Source organism: Gordonia sp. NPDC003424 (assembly GCF_053588655.1).
Genome location: NZ_JBSFQJ010000020.1, coordinates 39,173 through 58,976, shown reverse-complemented (window position 1 = coordinate 58,976; position 19,804 = coordinate 39,173). Strand labels below are relative to the sequence as shown.

At 66.9% G+C, this 19,804-nt stretch carries 17 protein-coding genes; 9 read left to right on the top strand and 8 right to left on the bottom strand.

The genetic code is table 11. The features are described from left to right. Nucleotides 1–133 precede the first annotated feature (133 nt). Both ACWDTI_RS22730 and ACWDTI_RS22725 read right to left on the bottom strand, forming a co-directional pair. The gene (locus ACWDTI_RS22730) at nt 134–709 is read right to left on the bottom strand and encodes a DUF1003 domain-containing protein (protein ID WP_449740389.1); all 576 of its coding nucleotides are present in this window, start codon (nt 707–709) and stop codon (nt 134–136) included. Then, a complete protein-coding gene (locus tag ACWDTI_RS22725; protein ID WP_449740388.1) occupies nt 706–2,016 on the bottom strand; it encodes a magnesium transporter MgtE N-terminal domain-containing protein in 1,311 nt (436 codons plus the stop codon). Before ACWDTI_RS22725 ends, ACWDTI_RS22730 begins: the two co-directional genes overlap by 4 nt. Before the next feature lie 69 nt (nt 2,017–2,085). On the opposite strand from ACWDTI_RS22725, the gene ACWDTI_RS22720 reads away from it, so the two are divergent. From ACWDTI_RS22720 to ACWDTI_RS22700, 5 genes are all read left to right on the top strand, one after another. After that, nucleotides 2,086–2,577 carry a general stress protein gene (locus ACWDTI_RS22720; protein ID WP_449740387.1) on the top strand — a complete coding sequence of 164 codons (492 nt, stop codon included), beginning with the start codon at nt 2,086–2,088 and terminating at the stop codon, nt 2,575–2,577. A gap of 276 nt (nt 2,578–2,853) precedes the next feature. After that, nucleotides 2,854–4,257 (top strand): ABC transporter substrate-binding protein, encoded by a 1,404-nt coding sequence (locus ACWDTI_RS22715; protein ID WP_449740386.1) that lies wholly within the window; start codon nt 2,854–2,856, stop codon nt 4,255–4,257. Further along, nucleotides 4,254–5,420: a carbohydrate ABC transporter permease gene (locus tag ACWDTI_RS22710; protein WP_449740385.1), complete on the top strand. Its 1,167-nt coding sequence runs from the start codon at nt 4,254–4,256 to the stop codon at nt 5,418–5,420. Before ACWDTI_RS22715 ends, ACWDTI_RS22710 begins: the two co-directional genes overlap by 4 nt. A 3-nt stretch (nt 5,421–5,423) precedes the next feature. Then, on the top strand, nt 5,424–6,254 hold the full coding sequence (locus tag ACWDTI_RS22705; protein WP_449740384.1) for a carbohydrate ABC transporter permease: 831 nt from the start codon (nt 5,424–5,426) through the stop codon (nt 6,252–6,254). 3 nt (nt 6,255–6,257) lie between these two features. Next, nucleotides 6,258–7,433 (top strand): ABC transporter ATP-binding protein, encoded by a 1,176-nt coding sequence (locus ACWDTI_RS22700; protein ID WP_449740383.1) that lies wholly within the window; start codon nt 6,258–6,260, stop codon nt 7,431–7,433. Between the two features lie 4 nt (nt 7,434–7,437). Here ACWDTI_RS22700 and ACWDTI_RS22695 read toward each other — a convergent pair whose 3' ends face one another. After that, nucleotides 7,438–8,295: a chromosome partitioning protein ParB gene (locus tag ACWDTI_RS22695; protein ID WP_449740382.1), complete on the bottom strand. Its 858-nt coding sequence runs from the start codon at nt 8,293–8,295 to the stop codon at nt 7,438–7,440. Beyond that, complete coding sequence (locus tag ACWDTI_RS22690) at nt 8,285–8,959, bottom strand: metallophosphoesterase family protein (RefSeq protein WP_449740381.1); 675 nt, start codon at nt 8,957–8,959, stop codon at nt 8,285–8,287. The genes ACWDTI_RS22695 and ACWDTI_RS22690 overlap by 11 nt, the downstream gene beginning before the upstream one ends. 40 nt (nt 8,960–8,999) lie before the next feature. Between ACWDTI_RS22690 and ACWDTI_RS22685 the strand changes: the two genes are divergently transcribed. After that, nucleotides 9,000–9,575 carry a suppressor of fused domain protein gene (locus tag ACWDTI_RS22685; protein WP_449740380.1) on the top strand — a complete coding sequence of 192 codons (576 nt, stop codon included), beginning with the start codon at nt 9,000–9,002 and terminating at the stop codon, nt 9,573–9,575. Nucleotides 9,576–9,584: 9 nt separating this feature from the next. Here the strand turns inward: ACWDTI_RS22685 and ACWDTI_RS22680 are convergent, their stop codons facing one another. Continuing rightward, nucleotides 9,585–10,661, bottom strand: coding sequence for a magnesium and cobalt transport protein CorA (locus ACWDTI_RS22680; RefSeq protein ID WP_449740434.1), 1,077 nt, complete (start codon nt 10,659–10,661; stop codon nt 9,585–9,587). A 166-nt stretch (nt 10,662–10,827) separates the two neighbouring features. Here ACWDTI_RS22680 and ACWDTI_RS22675 point away from each other — a divergent pair, with 166 nt between their 5' ends. Together ACWDTI_RS22675 and ACWDTI_RS22670 are read left to right on the top strand one after the other, a co-directional pair. Next, entirely contained in the window at nt 10,828–11,445 is a 618-nt protein-coding gene (locus ACWDTI_RS22675; RefSeq protein ID WP_449740379.1) for a MarC family protein, read from the top strand. Between the two features lie 36 nt (nt 11,446–11,481). Further along, complete coding sequence (locus tag ACWDTI_RS22670) at nt 11,482–12,441, top strand: glycine betaine ABC transporter substrate-binding protein (protein ID WP_449740378.1); 960 nt, start codon at nt 11,482–11,484, stop codon at nt 12,439–12,441. Between the two features lie 3 nt (nt 12,442–12,444). On the opposite strand, the gene ACWDTI_RS22665 is transcribed toward ACWDTI_RS22670, so the two are convergent. Next, complete coding sequence (locus ACWDTI_RS22665; RefSeq protein WP_449740377.1) at nt 12,445–13,278, bottom strand: SDR family NAD(P)-dependent oxidoreductase; 834 nt, start codon at nt 13,276–13,278, stop codon at nt 12,445–12,447. 30 nt (nt 13,279–13,308) lie between these two features. Next, a complete protein-coding gene (locus tag ACWDTI_RS22660) occupies nt 13,309–14,838 on the bottom strand; it encodes a flavin-containing monooxygenase (protein WP_449740376.1) in 1,530 nt (509 codons plus the stop codon). Between the two features lie 153 nt (nt 14,839–14,991). Between ACWDTI_RS22660 and ACWDTI_RS22655 the strand changes: the two genes are divergently transcribed. Further along, on the top strand, nt 14,992–15,570 hold the full coding sequence (locus ACWDTI_RS22655; RefSeq protein WP_449740433.1) for a TetR/AcrR family transcriptional regulator: 579 nt from the start codon (nt 14,992–14,994) through the stop codon (nt 15,568–15,570). Nucleotides 15,571–15,794: 224 nt separating this feature from the next. On the opposite strand, the gene ACWDTI_RS22650 is transcribed toward ACWDTI_RS22655, so the two are convergent. Next, nucleotides 15,795–19,640, bottom strand: a complete 3,846-nt coding sequence (locus tag ACWDTI_RS22650) for a multifunctional oxoglutarate decarboxylase/oxoglutarate dehydrogenase thiamine pyrophosphate-binding subunit/dihydrolipoyllysine-residue succinyltransferase subunit (RefSeq protein WP_449740432.1) — start codon at nt 19,638–19,640, stop codon at nt 15,795–15,797. Nucleotides 19,641–19,804 lie beyond the last annotated feature (164 nt).

The following is a 19,804-nucleotide window of genomic DNA, read 5'->3' as shown; positions in this document are numbered from 1 at the left end:
GTGGCCACCACGCCGCACCGTTACCGAGTCCGCACACCTCACCGAGGGCGGTGGGGACGTCTAAGACGGCCGACGTGACTCACGATACATATGGGTCGGTCGTCCCAGAGACCGAACCCGACAATTCTCAGTGTCAGCGTGATCCGGAGCCGTCGTGGTGGCGACGGCTGGGTTCGTGACGCGACGGGTGATCGTCGTCGTCGCCGATCGGCCGGGAGAGATCCGGCCGGCCGGTGACCAGGCGTTCGGTCAGCTCGTGGAGCAGATCGTCGAGTTCCCGACGCAGGTAATCGCGGCTGACCGTGTCGCCGACCGCCAGCCGCACCGCGGCGAGTTCCCGCGCCAGGAACTCGGTGTCGGCCTTGGTCTGCGCAGCACGCATCCGGTCCTCGTCGAGCGCGATCCGGTCCCGGTTCTCCTGCCGGTTCTGGGCGAGCAGGATCAGCGGGGCCGCGTAGGCGGCCTGCGTGGAGAACGCGAGGTTGAGCAGGATGAACGGGTAGGGGTCGAACCGCAGCGACACGGCAACCAGATTGATGGCGATCCAGACGACCACGATGACGGTCTGGATGAGCAGGTAGCGCCCGGTGCCGAGGAATCGCGCGATGCGTTCGGCGTACTTGCCGATCACGTCGTCGTCGAGGTTGAACGAGAATCCCCTACGCGGCCGTGGTGTGTCGAGTCGGCGCCCGGCCTGGTCGGTGCTCACGGACGTGCCCCCGCGGTTCCGGCCGGATCGGCCGACTCGTCGTCGGGTTCGGTTTCGCGCCAGTCGCGGGGCAGCAGATCGTCGAGCAGGTCGTCGACGGTGACAGCCCCCAACAGATGTCCTTCGTCGTCGACGACGGGCCCGCACACCAGGTTGTAGGTCGCGAAGTAGCGGGTCACGGTCTCCAGCGAATCCTCCGGACGCAGATGCGACAGGTCGGTGTCGACGATGCCGCCGACGATGTTCGCCGGTGGTTCACGCAGCAGCGCCTGCAGATGCGTGCATCCGAGGTACTTGCCGGTCGGGGTCGCGGTCGGTGGACGCACCACGAACACCAGGCTCGCCGCGGCCGGCGTCACATCCGGATCACGCACGCGCGCAAGGGCTTCCGCGATCGTCGTGGCCGGGGTCACGATGATCGGCTCGGAGGTCATCAGACCGCCGGCGGTGTCCGGGGAATGGGTGAGCAGCCGTCGGACCGGTTCGGACTCCTCGGGGTCCATCAACTCGAGCAGGGACTCGGCCTCGGCGTCGGGCAGCTCGCCGAGCAGGTCGGCCGCGTCGTCGGGGTCCATCGCCTCGAGGATGTCGGCCGCCCGATCGATGTCGAGATGGGCGAGCATGTCCGTCTGGTCGTCGGGCGGCAGTTCCTGGAGCACGTCGGCGAGGCGCTCGTCGTCGAGGGCGGCGGCGATCTCGTCGCGGCGTTTGGTCGGGAGCTCACGCAGTGCGTTGGCGACGTCGGCGGCGCGCATCCCCTCGAACTGCATCAGCGCCTGCGCCACACCCTGGCCCGGCAGGTCCAGCGCGGTCTGGGTGAGCCCGTGCACGTGGGTCCAGTCGACGACGTGGGTTTCCCCGCGCCGCCGGAACCCCTTGCGCCCGCTGCGGACCGCGACCCGCGCCACCACCCAGTCACGGGTGCGGGTGCGTTCGATCCCCAGATCGACGACGGTGACGTCGACGGCGGCGAGGTCGGCGAGGTCGGGATCGTCGACGCGGACCCGAGTGTCGAGGATCTGCCCGATGGCCAGCGCCTCACCCGGCCGCAGGTGCAGCCGGCGCAGGCTGACCGTTCCGGTGTTCAGCGTGACCGCCTGCGGTTCGATGGTGGTGACTCGCAGCATCGGGACGAAGATCCGCCGGCGCGTCGTCAGCTCGACCGCGAGGCCCAGCGCCCGCGGCTGCTGGCCGGGCAGGCGGACGGCGATCACCACATCGCGCACACGACCGATCGACTCGCCGTCGGGTCCGAGCACGGCGAGGCCGACCAATCTGGCCACGAAGACCTTGCTCACCGGCGCCATGGCAGTAAGGGTAGTGGCAATGCGACGATGGACTGTGTCTGCGCACCGACACGCCGGAAGGACCACGACATGACCAACCCCATGCGTCAGGGGCAACCCGGACAGGGCCTGCCGACCCCGCCGAAGGGCTGGCCGATCGGCTCCTACGGCACCTACGCCGAGGCGCAGCGGGTCGTCGACTACCTCTCCGACGAGAACTTCACCGTGCAGGACGTGACGATCGTCGGTGTCGACCTCATGCAGGTCGAGCGTGTCATCGGCCGGTTGACCTGGGGCAAGGTGATCGGGACCGGACTGGTGTCGGGGGCGTGGCTCGGCCTGTTCTTCGGCCTGCTCGTCTACCTGGTGGTGGGTGGATCGATCGCCGGGCCACTGCTGTTCGGCATCATCGGCGGCGTCATCTTCGGATTGATCTCCACCGCGATCCCTTACGCCGCGACCCGCGGACAGCGCGATTTCGCGTCGACGATGCAACTCGTGGCCGGCCGATACGACGTGATCTGCGATCCGAAGTCCGCCGAGCGGGCTCGCGACATGCTCAGCAAGCTCCCGCCGGGCTGACGCGCGGATCGACGGAGGTCACGAATTCGTCACCGACAAACAGCAATTCACTTCGTCGGAGATCACGATTCCGAACATTGTGGCACGCCCATGCCGAATGTGTTGCATGTCACGAACGTAGGCGGATAACGTTACGCAGCAGACGGCCACCGGTGCTGCCCGATCTTCCTGCACCGGGAACGACACCGAGGAGGCTGCGTGCGGTTCCGCTCTGGCAGTTCGGACAGTTCTCGACCATCGGGGGACCGATCGTCAAGGCGCGTAAGGCGAAAGCTGTTGGTGGCGACGGCGGCTCTGGCCACCGCGTTGCCGATCGTGACGGCGTGCGGCTCCGGCTACACGCCCCGTGTCATCAACATCTATCCGCCCGCCGACGGTGCGTCGTTCATCGACAAGGTCGGACAGAAGTGCTCGCAGGAGTCCAACGGCGCGTACACGATCGTGACGATCCCGCTACCGAAATCTGCCGACGACCAACGACTCCAGCTGGCCCGCCGCCTGGCCGGTAACGACCACGGACTCGACCTCATGGGTATGGACGTGGTCTGGACGGCCGAGTTCGCCGATGCCGGTTGGCTTGTCCCGGTGCCCGAGGACATGGCCAAGAAGGTCGCCTCGGTGACTCTCGGTGGTCCGCTCGAGACCGCCCTGTGGAAGACCGCCGATGACCCCACCGCGCGCCTCTACGCGATTCCCACCTGGACCAACACTCAATTGCTGTGGTACCGGCCCGATCTCATGCGTCAATATCTCGACGGGCGGCAGCCGCCGACCACCTGGGCGCGCATGATCGCCGACACCCAAGCGATCCGCGCAAAGGGCGGCCCGAGTTACATCATGGTGCAGGGCAAGCAATATGAGGGCTTGATGGTGTGGTTCAACTCGTTGCTCGTCAGTGCCGGCGGGGCCGTGTTGGATCCGAAAAACCCGGACAAGCAGACGCTCAACGACACCCCGGAGCACCGCCAGGCGACGGTCACCGCCCTGCGCACCATGAAAGCGGTCGCCACCGCGCCGGGACACGATCCGTCCCTGACGAACTCCGACGAGTCGTCGGCCCGGCTCGGAATGGAGAACGGAGACGCCGCATTCGAGGTCAACTGGCCGTTCGTGTTCTCCTCGATGCGGTCGAATGCCGCAGCCGGTGATGTGCCCTTCTTCCAGGAGATGACGCGGTACCAGGAGATGTTCGCCGACCCGGACAACCCGCCCGCCGACAGCGAACTCGGCCCGGTGAACGCGACGGTCCGCACGAAGTTCAATTTCGCCCGCTATCCCGGCATCCGCGAGGGCAAACCCTCGCGAACCACGCTGGGCGGCATCAACATCGCGGTGGCGAGCACCTCGCAGCAGAAGGACCTGGCGTTCCAGGCCGCGCAGTGTCTCACCAGCGAGGAAGCGCAGAAGGTCTACGCCATCGAAGGTGGCACCCCGCCGACCATCGCCTCGATCTACGACGACCCGGCGTTCAAGGCGGCCTATCCGATGGGTGACGACATCCGCACCCAACTCGAGGCGGAGAACGCCGCCATCCGACCGGCATCTCCGGTTTACCAGGCGATTTCGACTCTGATCACCGCGTCGTTGAGCCCGGTCGGCGCGTGGGATCCACAGACGAAGGTCGACGAACTCGCCGAGCAGGTACAGAAGGCGATCGATGGGGAAGGGCTGATCCCGTGACGACCGGAGACAACGACGACGCGCAGGCGCGCGCGGGTCGGCACTCACTGCCCAACGACCAGGGCGGCGGGACCCCGCGCGAACCGTCGGTGCGGCCACCCGCGTCGAGCCGGCCCGCCGAGGCCGGCTCCGGTGGGGGCGGTGCGGGAGAATGGATTCCGCCCGCCGAGACGGCTCGGCCCGCACGCACCGACGAGGCCGGGGTGGCCACGGCCGCGGGCACGACGGCGGTCGCGACCGCAACCAGGCCCGACGCCGAGAAGGCCGGGAAGGCCGGGAAGATCAGCGAGGGCCGCTCCGCCGACCGTCGCCTGGCGTTCTGGCTCGTCGCGCCGGCCGCGCTGATGATGCTGCTCGTCACCGGCTACCCGATCGTCTACGCGTTCTGGCTGTCCCTGAACAAGATGAGCCTGTCCGCGCCGGGCGAGCGAGAGTTCGTCTGGCTGGGCAACTATGCCACCGTGCTCACCGACAATTATTGGTGGACATCGCTTCTGATCACGCTGTTCATCACCGTCGTGTCCGTGGTCATCGAGTTGGTGCTCGGTATGGCGGTGGCGTTGGTGATGCACCGCACCATCTTCGGCCGGGGCACCATCCGAACCGTGGTGCTGATCCCGTACGGCATCGTGACCACGGCGGCCGCGTTCTCCTGGTACTACGCGTGGACGCCGGGCACCGGCTACCTGGCCAACCTGCTCCCCGACGGGAGCGCACCGCTCACCGAGCAGTGGCCGTCGCTGTTCATCATCATCCTCGCCGAGGTGTGGAAGACCACGCCGTTCATGGCGTTGCTGCTGCTGGCGGGACTCGCCCTGGTACCCGACGATCTGCTCAAGGCCGCCCAGGTCGACGGCGCGGGTGCGTGGACTCGCCTGTGGCGCATCATCATCCCGCTGATGAAACCGGCCATCCTGGTCGCGCTCCTGTTCCGCACGCTGGACGCGTTCCGCATCTTCGACAACATCTATGTGCTGACCCGCGGCTCCAACAACACCTACTCGGTGTCGATGTTGGGCTATGACAACCTTTTCAAGGCGTTCAACCTCGGTGTCGGGTCCGCGATCAGCATCCTGATCTTCCTGTGTGTGGCGCTCATCGCCTTCATCTTCATCAAGGGCTTCGGCACCGCGGCGCCCGGCTCCGAGAACGAGGGGAGGTAGATCGTGCGGCACAGTGCGAAGAGCCGGGTCTGGTGGACGATCGTCAACATCCTGGTGGTCCTCTACGCGATCATCCCGTTGCTGTGGATCGTCAGCTTGTCCTTCAAACCCCCGGGCAGCGTCAAGGACGGCAGTTTCATCCCGAAGGAATGGACCTGGGAGAACTACCAGGGCATCTTCGAGACCAGCGCGTTCACCAGCGCGCTGCGCAACTCCATCGGCATCGGCCTGATCACCACGGTCATCGCGGTGGTGCTCGGCACCATGGCTGCGTATGCGGTTGCGCGCCTGGACTTCCCGGGTAAGAAGCTGCTGATCGGCGCCGCCCTGCTGATCGCGATGTTCCCGCAGATCTCGCTCGTCACACCGTTGTTCAACATCGAGCGGCATCTCGGCCTGTTCGACACCTGGCCCGGCCTGATCCTCCCGTACATCACCTTCGCGTTGCCGCTGGCGATCTACACCCTGTCGGCGTTCTTCCGCGAGATCCCGTGGGAGTTGGAGAAAGCGGCCAAGATGGACGGCGCCACGCCGTACCAGGCGTTCACCAAGGTGATCGCGCCGCTGGCCGCACCGGGCGTGGTGACCGCGGCGATCCTGGTGTTCATCTTCGCCTGGAACGACCTGCTGCTCGCCTTGTCGTTGACCTCCACCGAACGGGCGATCACCGCACCGGTCGCGATCGCGAACTTCACCGGCAGCAGTCAGTTCGAGGAACCCACCGGATCGATCGCCGCGGCCGCGGTGGTCATCACCATCCCGATCATCATCTTCGTGCTCTTCTTCCAACGTCGAATCGTGGCCGGTCTGACCTCCGGCGCGGTGAAGGGATAACCCATGGCCGACATCGTTCTGGACAACGTGACCAAGCAATATCCGGATGGCTCGACGGCGGTGCACGGCGTCAACGTGGAGATCGCCGACGGCGAGTTCATCATCCTGGTCGGGCCGTCGGGCTGCGGGAAGTCCACCACTCTCAACATGATTGCCGGACTCGAGGACATCTCGTCCGGCGAGTTGCGGATCGGTGGGGAGCGGGTCAACGAGCGGGCCCCCAAGGACCGCGACATCGCGATGGTGTTCCAGAGCTACGCGCTCTACCCCCACATGTCGGTGCGCGAGAACATCGCGTTCCCACTGACTCTCGCGAAGATGAGCAAGACCGAGATCGCGGAGAAGGTCGACGAGGCGGCCCGGATCCTGGACCTGGAGCCGTATCTGGATCGCAAGCCCGCCAATCTCTCCGGTGGCCAACGGCAGCGGGTGGCGATGGGCCGGGCGATCGTCCGCAAGCCCAAGGCGTTCCTGATGGACGAGCCGCTGTCCAACCTCGACGCCAAGCTGCGTGTGCAGATGCGCGCCGAGATCGCGCGGCTGCAAAGCCGTCTGGGCACCACCACGGTCTACGTCACGCACGACCAAACCGAGGCGATGACCCTCGGCGACCGCGTCGTCGTGCTGCGCGGCGGTTACGTGCAACAGGTCGGCACCCCGCAGGAGCTCTACAACAGCCCGGCCAACCTGTTCGTGGCCGGGTTCATCGGATCACCGGCCATGAACTTCATCCCCGGGCGCCTCGGCGGCGACGGCATCGACACCGCCATCGGTCGCGTCACGGTACCCGACCACCAGCAGGTGGTGAGCAATGCCGAACGCGCACAGAGCGGTGGCGACGTGCTGATCGGCATCCGCCCCGAACATCTCGAGGACCCCGGGTTGCTCGATGACGCCACCCGTTCTGCCGGTGCGACATTCACGGCCAACATCGACGTCCTCGAATCGATGGGTTCGGACATCTACGCCTACTTCACGATCGACGCGCCCGCGGCGGCCAGCGATGCGCTCGCCGAGCTGTCGGCCGACTCGGGCGCGGAAATCGGTGGCGGACAGATGATCGCCCGACTCTCGCCGGAATCGAAGATCACCCGCGGGGACAACGTGGAACTGTGGTACGACCCGGCCAAGGTGGCGGTCTTCGACCAGTCCTCGGGGGCCAACCTGCGGCTGCCCTGACGGCTCAGCGCCGTCGCCGGCGGTTCTGGTCGGAGAGCTCCCGGAGGATCTCGTCGTCCCAGATGTGCTTGCGTACCAGGCGATATCGCTCGCCCGCCAGCCACATGTAGAGTTCGGCGTCGCTCTCGAGATCCGGTCGGATGCCCGCCCGACGTGCCATCCGGACCACCGGGACGAACTCCTCGCCGAACCAGCGTCGGGCCGCGTCGACCCGGCTGACGTATTCGCCGATCTCTTGGGAGAGCCGAAAGCCCCACGCCTCCACCGCCTCCGCGAGACCGGAGTAGTCATCGGGGTCGGCGAGGCGGATGGCCTCGGCCTGCGATCCGCGAAGCGGGATGCGGGAGAGGAACAATCGTCGATGGTCTTTGAGGAGCAGATCCGACGGGACGTTGATGCCGTCCGGTGAGATGGCCGTGTGGATCTCGGTGACGTAGGCGTCGATCGTGTGCAGGTGGCGGGCGATCGCGATCGACACGCGATGATGGCCGTCGATGACGAAATGCATTGTCCCGATTCGGTACAGCTGCACCGGCGGCATCGACTCGCCGCGTCGTTGCGCCGCCGCGAGTCGCTGCCACCGCGGCCGGATACGTCCCGATGTCGGGCGAAAGTACCTGTCGAAATCCTTTGTGCGGTCGACACTTCCGACGATGGTGTCGACCTCCACCTGTTGCAGCCCGAGACGTGTCTCGCCGAGCCGGCCGAGGGCGGCGACGACCTCGTCGAACGGGAGGATGGTGTTGACGTCGGCGGGTTGCCGCGTGAACCAGGCCTGCAGACGGGCGAGTTCGGCCTGCCGGCGCATCCGGGCGAAGTCGTTCTCCGCGTCCGCGTCCGGGAACCCGGTGTCACGCGCCATGACGTCGCCTCACGATCTGCAGATCGCGGCCACCGGGCTCGATGTCGAACTCGCAGTATCCGACGACGTTCATCGAGATCGTGTCCTCGCCGATGATCTTGTCGGTCGGATGGGCGCCGTGCGGATGCACGTGCCCGTGCACGAGCAGCGCCGGATGCAGCGACCGGACGAGGCCGTGGAAGCAGTCGAATCCGCGGTGGGGCAGGTCGTCGCCGTCGCCCACCCCGCGGGCCGGGCTGTGGGTGAGAAGGATGTCGGGTGCCGGACGGGTGCAGGTCAGGCGCCACGAGCGCAGGCGCTGCTGTATGTCGCTGTACTGATTGGGACCGCGGTTGTAGCGGCGGCAGCCGCCGAGCCCACTGATCCGTAGCCCGGCGACGGTGACCGTTCGCCGGTCGGCGTTGATGGCGCCCCGCGGGCCCGGATCGTCGACCGGCAGACCCGCTTGCGTCCAGCCGCCGTGCCCGTTGCGGTAGCCGCGCAGGTCCCGGTCGTGGTTACCCGGCACGAAGACACAGGGCGCGTCGCACAGCGTGGACAGCACCTCGAGATAGTCGAACGGCAGGTCACCGGCACCCAGGATCAGGTCGGGTCGCCCGCCGAGTCCGACGCCGTAGGTCAACGACTCGACGACCTCGTCGGCAACCGCCAGGACACGCACCACCCGTTCAGGCTAACGGCTCGCACCGCCTACGGTGGACTCCGTGAGCGACGCGGTTACCGATCGGATCGGCGAGTTCCTCGGCACGGCCTTCGGCGGGTCACCCCAGCGGGCGTCGGTGACCTTTCTCGGGGTCGAACCGATCGACGTGCTGCGGTTCGCCGTCGGTGGCGATGTCGTCTACGCCAGCGTCGGCTGTGCCCGTCACCCGATGTCGGACCCCGGTGACCTGCATCCCGATCCGGTGCGCGGCCCGCGCTGCGAGGTCGTGGTGCGCATGCATGCGGGCATCGCACTACCCGGCCTGCATCGTCGGATGGCCACGGTGGCGGCCGCCCCGGCGGTGGAGGGACTGATCCTGGCCGCCGACGCGCTCGTGGATCTCGGTGAACCGCTCTGGGACGGTGCGGCGTGCAGCGCCTTTCTTCTCGACGCCGACGAGGTGGGGGAGTGTGCCCTGCCCGCACCGATGGAGCCGGTCCGGTTCCTCCGCGCGATCCCGATCACCGCGAACGAAGCGGCATGGGTGCGACTCAAGGGCGCCACTGCGCTGCGGGAGGCCTGGCACGAGGCCGGCATCGACGTCGCCGACCCGGAACGGGCCGGAGCGCGCCTGTAGTCGCGCAGGTCAGAGCCAATGATGCCGTCGGAACACGACCCATAGCGACGTGCAGACGGTGACCATCGCCAGGAGTATGACGGGATAGCCCCACACCCAGTGCAGTTCCGGCATGTGATCGAAGTTCATGCCGTAGATGCCGGCCAGCATGGTGGGCACCGCGGCGATCGCGACCCACGCGGAGATCTTGCGCATGTCGGTGTTCTGCTGGATACCGACCTTGGCCGCGGCGGCATCGATCAGCGACGTCAGCAGTTCGTCGTACTCCACCACCCGCTCCACCACGGTGGACAGGTGGTCGGCGACGTCCCGGAAACGACGGCGGATTTCCTTGGGCACCAACGAGTTGTCCGAGGTCAACCGGGCCAGCGGACCGGTCAGCGGGGTGACCGCGCGACGCAGCTCGAGCACCTCACGTTTGAGCAGGTAGACCGGATCGATGTTCAGCCACCGCTTCTGTTTGCCGAACACCGACTGCTCGATCGCGACGATGTCGTCTTCCATCTCCTCGGTGACCGCGAGATAGCTGTCGACCACGAGGTCGGCGATAGCGTGCAGCACCGCCGTCGGACCCAGGGCCAGACGGGTCGGCCGTTGCTCCAGGCGACGTCGCAGTCCGGACAGATGAGTGTGGTCACCATGGCGCACCGTCACCACGAAATCCGGTCCGGCGAAGATCATGATCTCGCCGGTCTCCACCACCTCGCTGGCCTGCTCCATCGATTCGTGGTCGACGTACTTGACGGTGCGCAACACCAGGAACTGCGTCTCGTCGTAGATCTCGAGCTTCGGACGCTGATGGGCGTTCACCGCGTCCTCGACGACGAGTTCGTGCAGTCCGAACACCGCGCCCACATGGGCCATCTGGGCGTCGTCGGGCGCATGCAGCCCCAGCCACACAAAGCCCTCACCGGTCTCGCGTACCTGCTTCAGCGCATCGGTGTAGGTGATGCGCCCGCGCTGACGCTGGCCGTCGACGTAGACCGCACAGTCCACGATCGCCCGGGCCACCGGGACCGGGATCCGTGGTAGCGGGCGTTTTTCCCGTCGCGGCGGGACGAGGGCGCCGGGACGAAGGTGCGGCATCGAGGGCACGTGAAGTGATGCTACTCGCCGGGCATGTGTCTCGATTGCACTGCGAGGGATTGAGCTGCGAAGACCCGCAAGGGGAGTCGGGTGACATGCCCTGAGTGGTGCTGTTCGTAGATCCGACCCCCGGCGAAGTTGCGGACAGGACCACTAAGATCACCGCGTGCCCTTCGACGTGACCGTCTATACGACGACTGTGATCACACTGGTGGTGATCATGGATCCGCCGGGGCAGATCCCGCTGTTCCTCAGCCTCGTCGGACACCGCTCGCCCGAGTTCCGACGCCGCGCGGCATGGCAGGCGCCGATGGTGAGCCTGCTGGTCATCAGCACCTTCGCCATCGGCGGCAAGGCGATTCTGACCTACCTGCACATCGGCATCCCCGCCCTGCAGGGCGCCGGTGGCCTGCTGCTCCTGCTGGTGGCGCTGCAATTGCTGACCGGGCTCGGCAATGCGGGTTCGCCGCAGGCGAGCGAGGACGTCAACGTGGCGCTGGTGCCGCTCGGCACCCCGTTGCTCGCCGGGCCGGGTGCGATCGCCGCGGTCATCGTCGGGGTGAGCGCCGTGCACGGCGATGTCGCCGGATACGTCGCGATCGCGGCCGCGATCGTCACCGTGCACCTCATCGTGATGATCGTGCTGCGCTATTCGACGTTCCTGATCCGCGTGCTCGGCGTCGGCGGGATCACGCTGCTCGCCAAGATCGCCGGTCTGCTGCTCGCGTCCATCGCCGTCCAACTGATCGCCAATTCGATCGAGGGATTCATCGCGGCGGCGTGAACCGGGTGGGATCGCCCATGTCTTATCGTGGGTCGGGTGATCACACGCGCGTCGACGGCGATTCTGCTGATGCTGGCACTGGTCGCGGCGGTCGCCGGGTGCTCGGCATCGACACCGTCGGCCCACGCGTTGGTGATGGGGGCCTCCGACACGCCGACCATGCAGGTGATGGCGCAGATCTATGCCGGGGCGTTGCGCAATGCCGGCAGCGCCGTGTCGGGAGAGGTGCACGTGGGTGACGATCGCACGCTGCTCGACGAGATGGACTCCGCCGAGGTGGACCTGTTCCCGGTGCTCAGCGGCCGGCTGCTGTCCGAACTCGCCCCGCAGATGACGCCGGTGACCTCGACCGGGGTCTACGACGACCTGAACAAGGCACTCCCACAAGGGGTTTCGGTGGGGGACCCGACGATGGTGTCGGCCGGCAAGCAGGTTTTCATCGCGAGCAGGCTGGCCGAGCAGACGCACGTCACCGACCTCGGTGAGTGTGCGCGGCTGCCTGCGGGCCTGCCGGTCGTGGTGTCGGGCCGGCCCGACCCGGCGACCACCGAGGTGTTCGCCAAGGCCGGGTGCCGCTTCGGCCCGGTGGAATCGGTGGGGTCGACCTCGGCGGTGGTGGCGCGGGTGGCCGACGGTGGCGCGGTCGGCATCCTCACCCCGCTCGACGTGGCCGGCGACGACGCGCAGGGACCGGTGTCCGACATCCGGGCCCTGCGTGTGCCGGACGCGGCTGCCACCTCCACCGCTGCGTCATCGTCACCCGCCGCCTCAGCCGCCCCGGCTGCCGGCGCGGTGGTCGCCGTCGTGGGGCCCACCCCCCAGGATCTGGTGCCGGTCTATCGCACGGCGGCGTTCTCCCGCGACCAGGTGAAGACGATCAACAAGGTGGCCGGGGAACTCACCACGGCGGACCTGGCGTCGTTGACCCGCCGGGCCATGGCCGGCGAGAAGCCCGCAGACCTCGCCGCCGGCTGGCTCGCCGAGCACGGGCTGTAGGGCTCAGCCCTCCGCCTTCGACATCGCCCAACCGGTCACCCGTGCGGCGATCCCCTGGTAGCCCGACGCGACGAGTCGCACCCAGATGTCGAGGATCTTCGCGTCGGCGCCGACGAGGATCCGTGCGCGGTTCTTGCGGACACCGTCGATGATCGCGTCGGCCGCATCCGACGACGACATGCGGGCCAGGTACCGGTCGAAGAACTCCGCGCTCTTCTCCTGGTCGTGGTCCCCGGACGTCGTCGCGTTGCGGGCGATGGCCGTCTTGATCCCGCCCGGATGCACACACGTCACCTTCACCGGATGCTTGGCGACGATCATCTCCTGGTTCAGGGCCTCGGTGAACCCGCGCACCGCGAACTTCGCCGAGTTGTAGGCGGCCTGACCCGGCTCCGCGAGCAGACCGAACAACGACGACGTGTTGACGATGTGCCCGTCACCGGACGCGATGATGTGCGGCAGGAATGCCTTGGTGCCGTTGACCACACCCCAGTAGTCGACGTCCATGACCCGCTCGAAGTCCTTGAACTCGGTCCGCTCGATCTCGCCGTGGTGCGCGATGCCCGCGTTGTTGAAGATCACATTGACCGTTCCGTAATGTGCCACAACGGTTTCCGCGTAGTCGAGCACGGCTTCGCGCTCGGCGACGTTGAGGATCTGGGCATGGACCTCGGCGCCCGTCTCGGCCACCAGCTGCTCGGTGACCGCGAGTCCGTCCGGGTTCATGTCCGAGATGGCCAGCCGGGCGCCCAACTGCCCGAGCTTGACCGCCAGGTCGCGGCCCATTCCCGAACCGGCGCCGGTGATCACGACCACTTTGCCGCGAAAGTCCTTCATTCTCACTGTCCTTCGTTGTCGTGTGTCGGATCAGGCGGTTGCCATCGAGTCGGCCGTATCGGCCACGGGCATCGGGGAGACCGGTTGCCGCCGGATATCGTAGGCCGCGATGTCGAACCTCCGGGTGACCTTGCGGAAGTTGAACGTGAAGCCGGGCCACAGTGTCGTGATGTTGCCGTTGCGGTCGGCGTACCAGGACGCGCACCCGCCGTTGACCCACACGCTGTTGCGCAAGGTGTGCTGGATGCCCGCGTTGTAGGTGCGCTGTGCGTCGGGCGTTACCTCGGCGCGCGTGATGTTCTGGGCGCGTGCCGTTTTCAGGAAGTCGACGAGGTAGTTCAGCTGGGACTCGATCATGTAGACCATCGAGGTGTGGCCGAGCCCGGTCGAGGGGCCGACCATCAGTGCCAGGTTGGGGAAGCCGTTGATGAACGTGCCCTTGTAGCCCTGCATCCCGATCTCGTCCCACACTCCGGCGAGGCTGCGGCCGTCGGCACCGACGATCCGGCCGAAGACCGGCGAATCGGTGACGTGGAAGCCGGTCGCCACCACGATGACATCGACGTCGCGCTCGGTCCCGTCGGTGGTCACGATGCCTCGTTCGGTGATCGCGGAGATGCCGTCAGTGACCAGGTCGACGTCGGGGCGGGCGAGTGCGGGGTACCAGTCGTTGGAACGCAGGATGCGTTTGCAGCCGACCTGGAACGTCGGGGTGACCTTGGCGCGCAGATCGGACGATCCGATGCTCCGCGCGATGTTGGTGCGGCAGATCAGCTCGATCGGCTTGAGTGCCTTCGGGGAGTAGGTCAGGCCGAACGCCGTGGCCTCGTTGAGTCCGTAGACCACACCGCGCATCGCGGTCTGGTATCCGGGAACGTTGGCGAACGCCCACTTCTCGGCACCGGAGTACGGACGTTCGGTGCGCGGCACGATCCACGGGGCGGTCCGCTGGTAGACGTCGAGTCGGTCGGTGACCTTGGCGAGCTCCGGCACGATCTGGATCGCCGACGCGCCGGTGCCGATCACGGCGACGCGTTTGCCGGTGAAGTCGATGTCATGGTCCCACCGCGCGGAGTGGACGATGTGGCCGCCGAACGAGTCGAAGCCGGCGATGTCGGGCAGGTTGGGTTCGCACAGCGGCCCGACCGCGCCGACGAGGAACCGGGCGCGCACCTGTTCGGCGACGCCGTCACGGTCGGCGTCGAGGAGCCAGCGCTGCGATTCTTCGTCCCATTGCGCACGATTGACCTCCGTGCCGAACCGGGTGTGTGACCGCACGGCATACCGGTCGGCGACGCCGTTGATGTAGCGGTGGATCTCCGGCTGGTGGGAGTAGGTCCGCGACCACGCCGGATTCTGGGCGAACGAGTAGGAGTAGAGCCGTGACGGGACGTCGCACGCCGCACCGGGATAGGTGTTGTCCCGCCACGTGCCGCCGAAATCGGCGCCGCGGTCGAGGACGACGAAATCGTCGAAGCCGTTCTGCTTGAGCTTGATCGCCGCGCCGAGACCGGAGAAGCCTGCGCCGATGATGGCAATCTGAACATCGTTCGTTGTCATGGTCACCACCATAGGGACCTACTGAACAGCCGTCAATAGGTTGTTGAACGTCGGTCAATAGCCTTTAATGGTGGTTGGACTGGCTTCGGACGGCAGAAAGGACCCGCGGTGACGGCGACCGACGGTTCGGTGCGCACCGCCAAGCGCACCCGCATGAGTCCAGAGGCCCGCCGTGACCAGTTCATCGAGCTGGGCCTGACGATGCTGCACGAGCGTCCACTCGATCAGGTCTCGATCGACGCGATCGCCGAGGCCGCGGGGGTGTCGCGGGCGCTGCTGTTCCACTATTTCGCGTCCAAGCAGGACTTTCATGTCGCGATCGCGCGCGCGCAGGCGACCGAGATGCTCGAGTGCACCGCGCCCGATCCGATGCTCGCCGATCCGATCGCGATACTCAACGGATCCATGTCGGCGTTCGTCGACTATGTCAGCGAGAATCGGCGCGCCTACATCGCGTTCATGCGCGGTTCGTCGAGCGCCGACCCGGACATGCGGGAGGTCTTCGACGACACCCGCGCCGCGATGGCCGGCCGTGTCCTCGAGCACGCGCCCGCCCTCGGTATCGCCGTGACGCCGATCGTCGAGATGACCGTGCACGGCTGGATCGCGTTCGTCGAGGAGACCGCCATCAGCTGGCTCACCGATCCGGTGATCACCCGCGACGAGCTGCTCGCGCTCATCACCGCCGCGCTCCCCGCGTTGGCGTCCGCGGTGCCCACTGCCGCGACCTGATCCGCGTGTCGGTCTCGGTCTCGATACGCGACTCCTTCGTCGTCGCTACTCGACCAGCGGGATTGTCCTGCGGGTCTCGATACGCGACCAGAAGGCTTTCCCCGCTGATCGAGTAAGTGAGGAGCTTGCGACGAACGCATCGAGATCACTTGCCGCCCAATCGCAAACGGCGGGCACCCGGAATGGGTACCCGCCGTTGGTGGTCGGTTGCTATCGCCGGCCGACTACGCGAACGCCTCGTCGAGGATCTCCTGCTGCTCCACGGCGTGGACCTTGCTCGAGCCCGACGACGGGGCTGACATGGCCCGGCGCGAGATGCGCCGCAGAACCCTGAGCACATCCGGCAGCACCTCAGGCAGCCACAGGCCGAGGAACGGCCACGGACCCTGGTTGGCCGGCTCCTCCTGGACCCACGCGAAGTCCTCGGCGTTCGGGTACTGCTCGAGCGTCTTGCGCAGACGACGGTGCGGCACCGGGTAGAGCTGCTCGATGCGCACGACCGCGATGTCGTCGCGACCCTCCTTCTCGCGCCGGGTGGCGAGCTCGTAGTACAGCTTGCCGCTCACCAGCAGCACCCGCTTGACCTTGCTGCGGTCGCCGTCGCCCTTGAGGAAGTGCGGATCGTCGATGACCGACCGGAACTTGTCCTCGGTGAAGTCCTCGACCGGGCTCACCGCGAGCTTGTTGCGCAGCATCGACTTCGGCGTGAACACGATCAGCGGACGGCTGATGCCGTCGAGCACGTGGCGGCGCAGGAGGTGGAAGTAGCTGGCCGGGGTGGACGGTACGGCGACCGTCATCGAGCCCTCGGCGCACAGCTGCAGGAAGCGCTCGATGCGGCCCGACGTGTGGTCGGGACCCTGACCCTCGTGGCCGTGCGGCAGCAGCAGCACGACGTCGGAGAGCTGACCCCACTTGGCCTCACCCGACGAGATGAACTCGTCGATCACCGACTGGGCGCCGTTGATGAAGTCGCCGAACTGGCCCTCCCACAACACGAGTGCGTCGGGGTTGCCCACCGAGTAGCCGTACTCGAAGCCGACGACCGCGTACTCCGACAGCGGCGAGTCGTAGACCATGAAGCGGCCGCCGTTGTCCTCGCCGGTGGCCGGCTGCAGGTGGTTGAGCGGGGTGTACTCCGACCCGCTTTCACGGTCGATCAGGACCGAGTGACGCTGGGTGAAGGTGCCGCGGCGCGAGTCCTGACCGGACAGGCGAACCGTGCGGCCCTCCATGACGAGCGAACCGAAGGCCAGCAGCTCGGCGAAGGCCCAGTCGACGCCGCCGTCGCGGGACATCTCGTGACGACGCTGGAGCACCGGCTTGACGCGCGGGTGCGGCGTGAAGCCCTCGGGGACGTGCAGGAACGCGTCGCCGATGGTCTGCAGCGTGGCCTTGTCGACGGCGGTCACCAGCTTGGTGGGCAGCGCCTGATCGGCCTCGATCGGCTGGCTGGGTTCCGGCTTGTACTTCTCGAGTTCCTTGACCTCGTTGAAGACCCGCTCGAGCTGGCCCTGGTAGTCACGCAGGGCGTCCTCGGCCTCCTTGGTGGAGATGTCACCACGACCGATCAGCGCTTCGGTGTACGACTTGCGCACGCCACGCTTGGTGTCGATCACGTCGTACATGGCCGGCTGGGTCATCGACGGGTCGTCGCCCTCATTGTGACCGCGGCGACGGAAGCACACGAGGTCGATGACGACGTCCTTGTGGAAGGCCTCGCGGTAGTCGACGGCGAGCTTGGCGACCCACACGCACGCCTCGGGGTCGTCGCCATTGACGTGGAAGATCGGCGCGCCGATCATCTTCGCGACGTCGGTGCAGTACTCGGTGGAGCGTGAATGCTCGGGCGCGGTGGTGAAACCGACCTGGTTGTTGACGACGATGTGCACCGTGCCGCCGGTGCGGTACCCGGGCAGCATCGCCATGTTCAGGGTCTCGGCGACCACGCCCTGGCCGGCGAACGCGGCGTCACCGTGGAGCATCAACGGCAGGATGGAGAACTGCCCCTCCTCGTCGAGGAGATCCTGCTTGGCGCGGACGAGACCCTCCAGCACGGGGTCGACGGCCTCGAGGTGACTGGGGTTGGCGGTCAGCGAGACGGTGATCTCGTTGTCGCCGAACATCTGGTAGTACTTGCCCTCGGCGCCGAGGTGGTACTTCACGTCACCCGAACCGTGGGCCTGCGACGGATTGAGGTTGCCCTCGAACTCGGTGAAGATCTTGGAGTAGGGCTTGCCGACGATGTTGGCCAGCACGTTCAGGCGGCCGCGGTGCGGCATGCCGATGACGACCTCGTTCAGGTTGTGCTCGGCGCCCTGATCGATGACGGCGTCCATCATCGGGATCACGGACTCCGCACCCTCGAGCGAGAAGCGCTTCTGCCCAACGTATTTCGTCTGCAGGAAGGTCTCGAAGGCTTCGGCCGCGTTGAGCTTGGACAGGATGTACTTCTGCTCGGCGACAGGTGGTTTGACGTGCTTGAGCTCCACCCGCTCCTGGATCCAGCGTTGCTGCTCGGGCTCCATGATGTGGGTGTACTCGACACCGACGTGGCGGCAGTAGGCGTCGCGGAGGATCGCGAGGACCTCACGCAGGGTCATCTTGTCCTGGCCCCGGAAGCCGCCGACGTTGAAGGTCCGGTCCAGATCCCACAGGGTCAGACCGTAGGTGAGGACATCGAGGTCGGGATGGCTCGCGCGAGCGTCGCTGTCCATCATCAGCGGGTCGATGTCCGCCATCAGATGGCCCCGATTGCGGTATGCCGCAATCAGTTCCAGAACACGGGTGTTCTTGTCGACGAGGCCGGCGGGGATGTCGCGGCGCCAGCGGATCGGCTCGTAGGGGATGTGGAAGGCGGTGAAGATCTCGTCGTAGAACGCGTCGTCGAGGAGCAGCTCGTGGATGGTGCGCAGGAAATCGCCCGATTCCGCGCCCTGGATGATGCGGTGGTCGTAGGTCGAGGTCAGCGTCATGAGCTTGCCGACGCCGAGCTCGGCGATCTGCTCGTCGCTGGCGCCCTGGAACTCGGCCGGGTATTCCATCGCGCCGGCGCCGATGATGGCGCCCTGGCCCTTCATCAGGCGGGGCACCGAGTGCACGGTGCCGATGGTGCCCGGGTTGGTCAGCGAGATGGTGACCCCGGCGAAGTCCTCGGCACCCAGCTTGCCGTCACGCGCGCGGCGCACGATGTCCTGGTAGGCGGTGTAGAACTCGGCGAAGCCCATGGTCTCGCAGTTCTTGATGCCCGCGACCACTAGCGACCGCTGGCCGTTCTTGCCGACCAGGTCGATCGCCAGACCGAGGTTGGTGTGTGCCGGGGTGACGACGTTCGGCTTGCCGTCGACCTCGGCGAAGTGGTTGTTCATGTTCGGGAACGCCTTGATCGCCTGGACGATGGCGTAGCCGAGGATGTGGGTGAAGCTGATCTTGCCGCCGCGGGTGCGCGAGAGGTGATTGTTGACGACGACGCGGTTGTCGATCATCAGCTTCGCCGGGATGGCCCGCACGCTGGTGGCGGTGGGCACCTCCAGCGACGCGTTCATGTTCTTGACGATCGCGGCGGCCGGACCACGCAACACCTTGGATTCGTCGTCCGAGGTGGTGGCCGAGGCTGCGGCGGGCGACGCCATGGGCTTGTTCTGCGAGCGGGCCGAGCCGTCACGGCTGGCGTTGCTGTGGCCGGACGCCGCCTTGGTGGCGACCGACTCCTTGGCGGGGCCGGACTTGCGGGTCGGGGTCGGTGTCGCGGGCTGTTGGTCGAGGGTCACCGCACGGCTGGGCTTCGCCGGTGCCGGGGTGCTGGGCTTGGCGGACACCGACTTGGCGGGCGCCGACTTCGCGGGCGCAGACTTGGCGGGCTCGGACTTCTTGGACTCCGATGCGGCAGGTGCGGACTTCGCGGGCGCCGACTTCACGGGTGCGGCGGAGGTCGCCGCGGTGGCGGCGGGGGCGGCAGTCGTGGTTCCGTTTCCGGTCGAGGACCCCTGCGCGGCGGGGTTGTAGTTGGCGAGGAACTCGTGCCAACTAGGGTCCACCGACGCGGGATCCTCCTTGTACTGCTGGTACATCTCCTCGACCAGCCACGTATTTTGTCCGAAATCCGAAATCGAACTGCTCACAGCGGTATCTCGCCTCAATTCCCTCTGGTGTCGGGTCGCCTACTCACGGACAGGTCCCTCGTGAAGACAAGTCGTGAACCACCTGCCGATCGTACGCGGGCGAGCAACCTTCC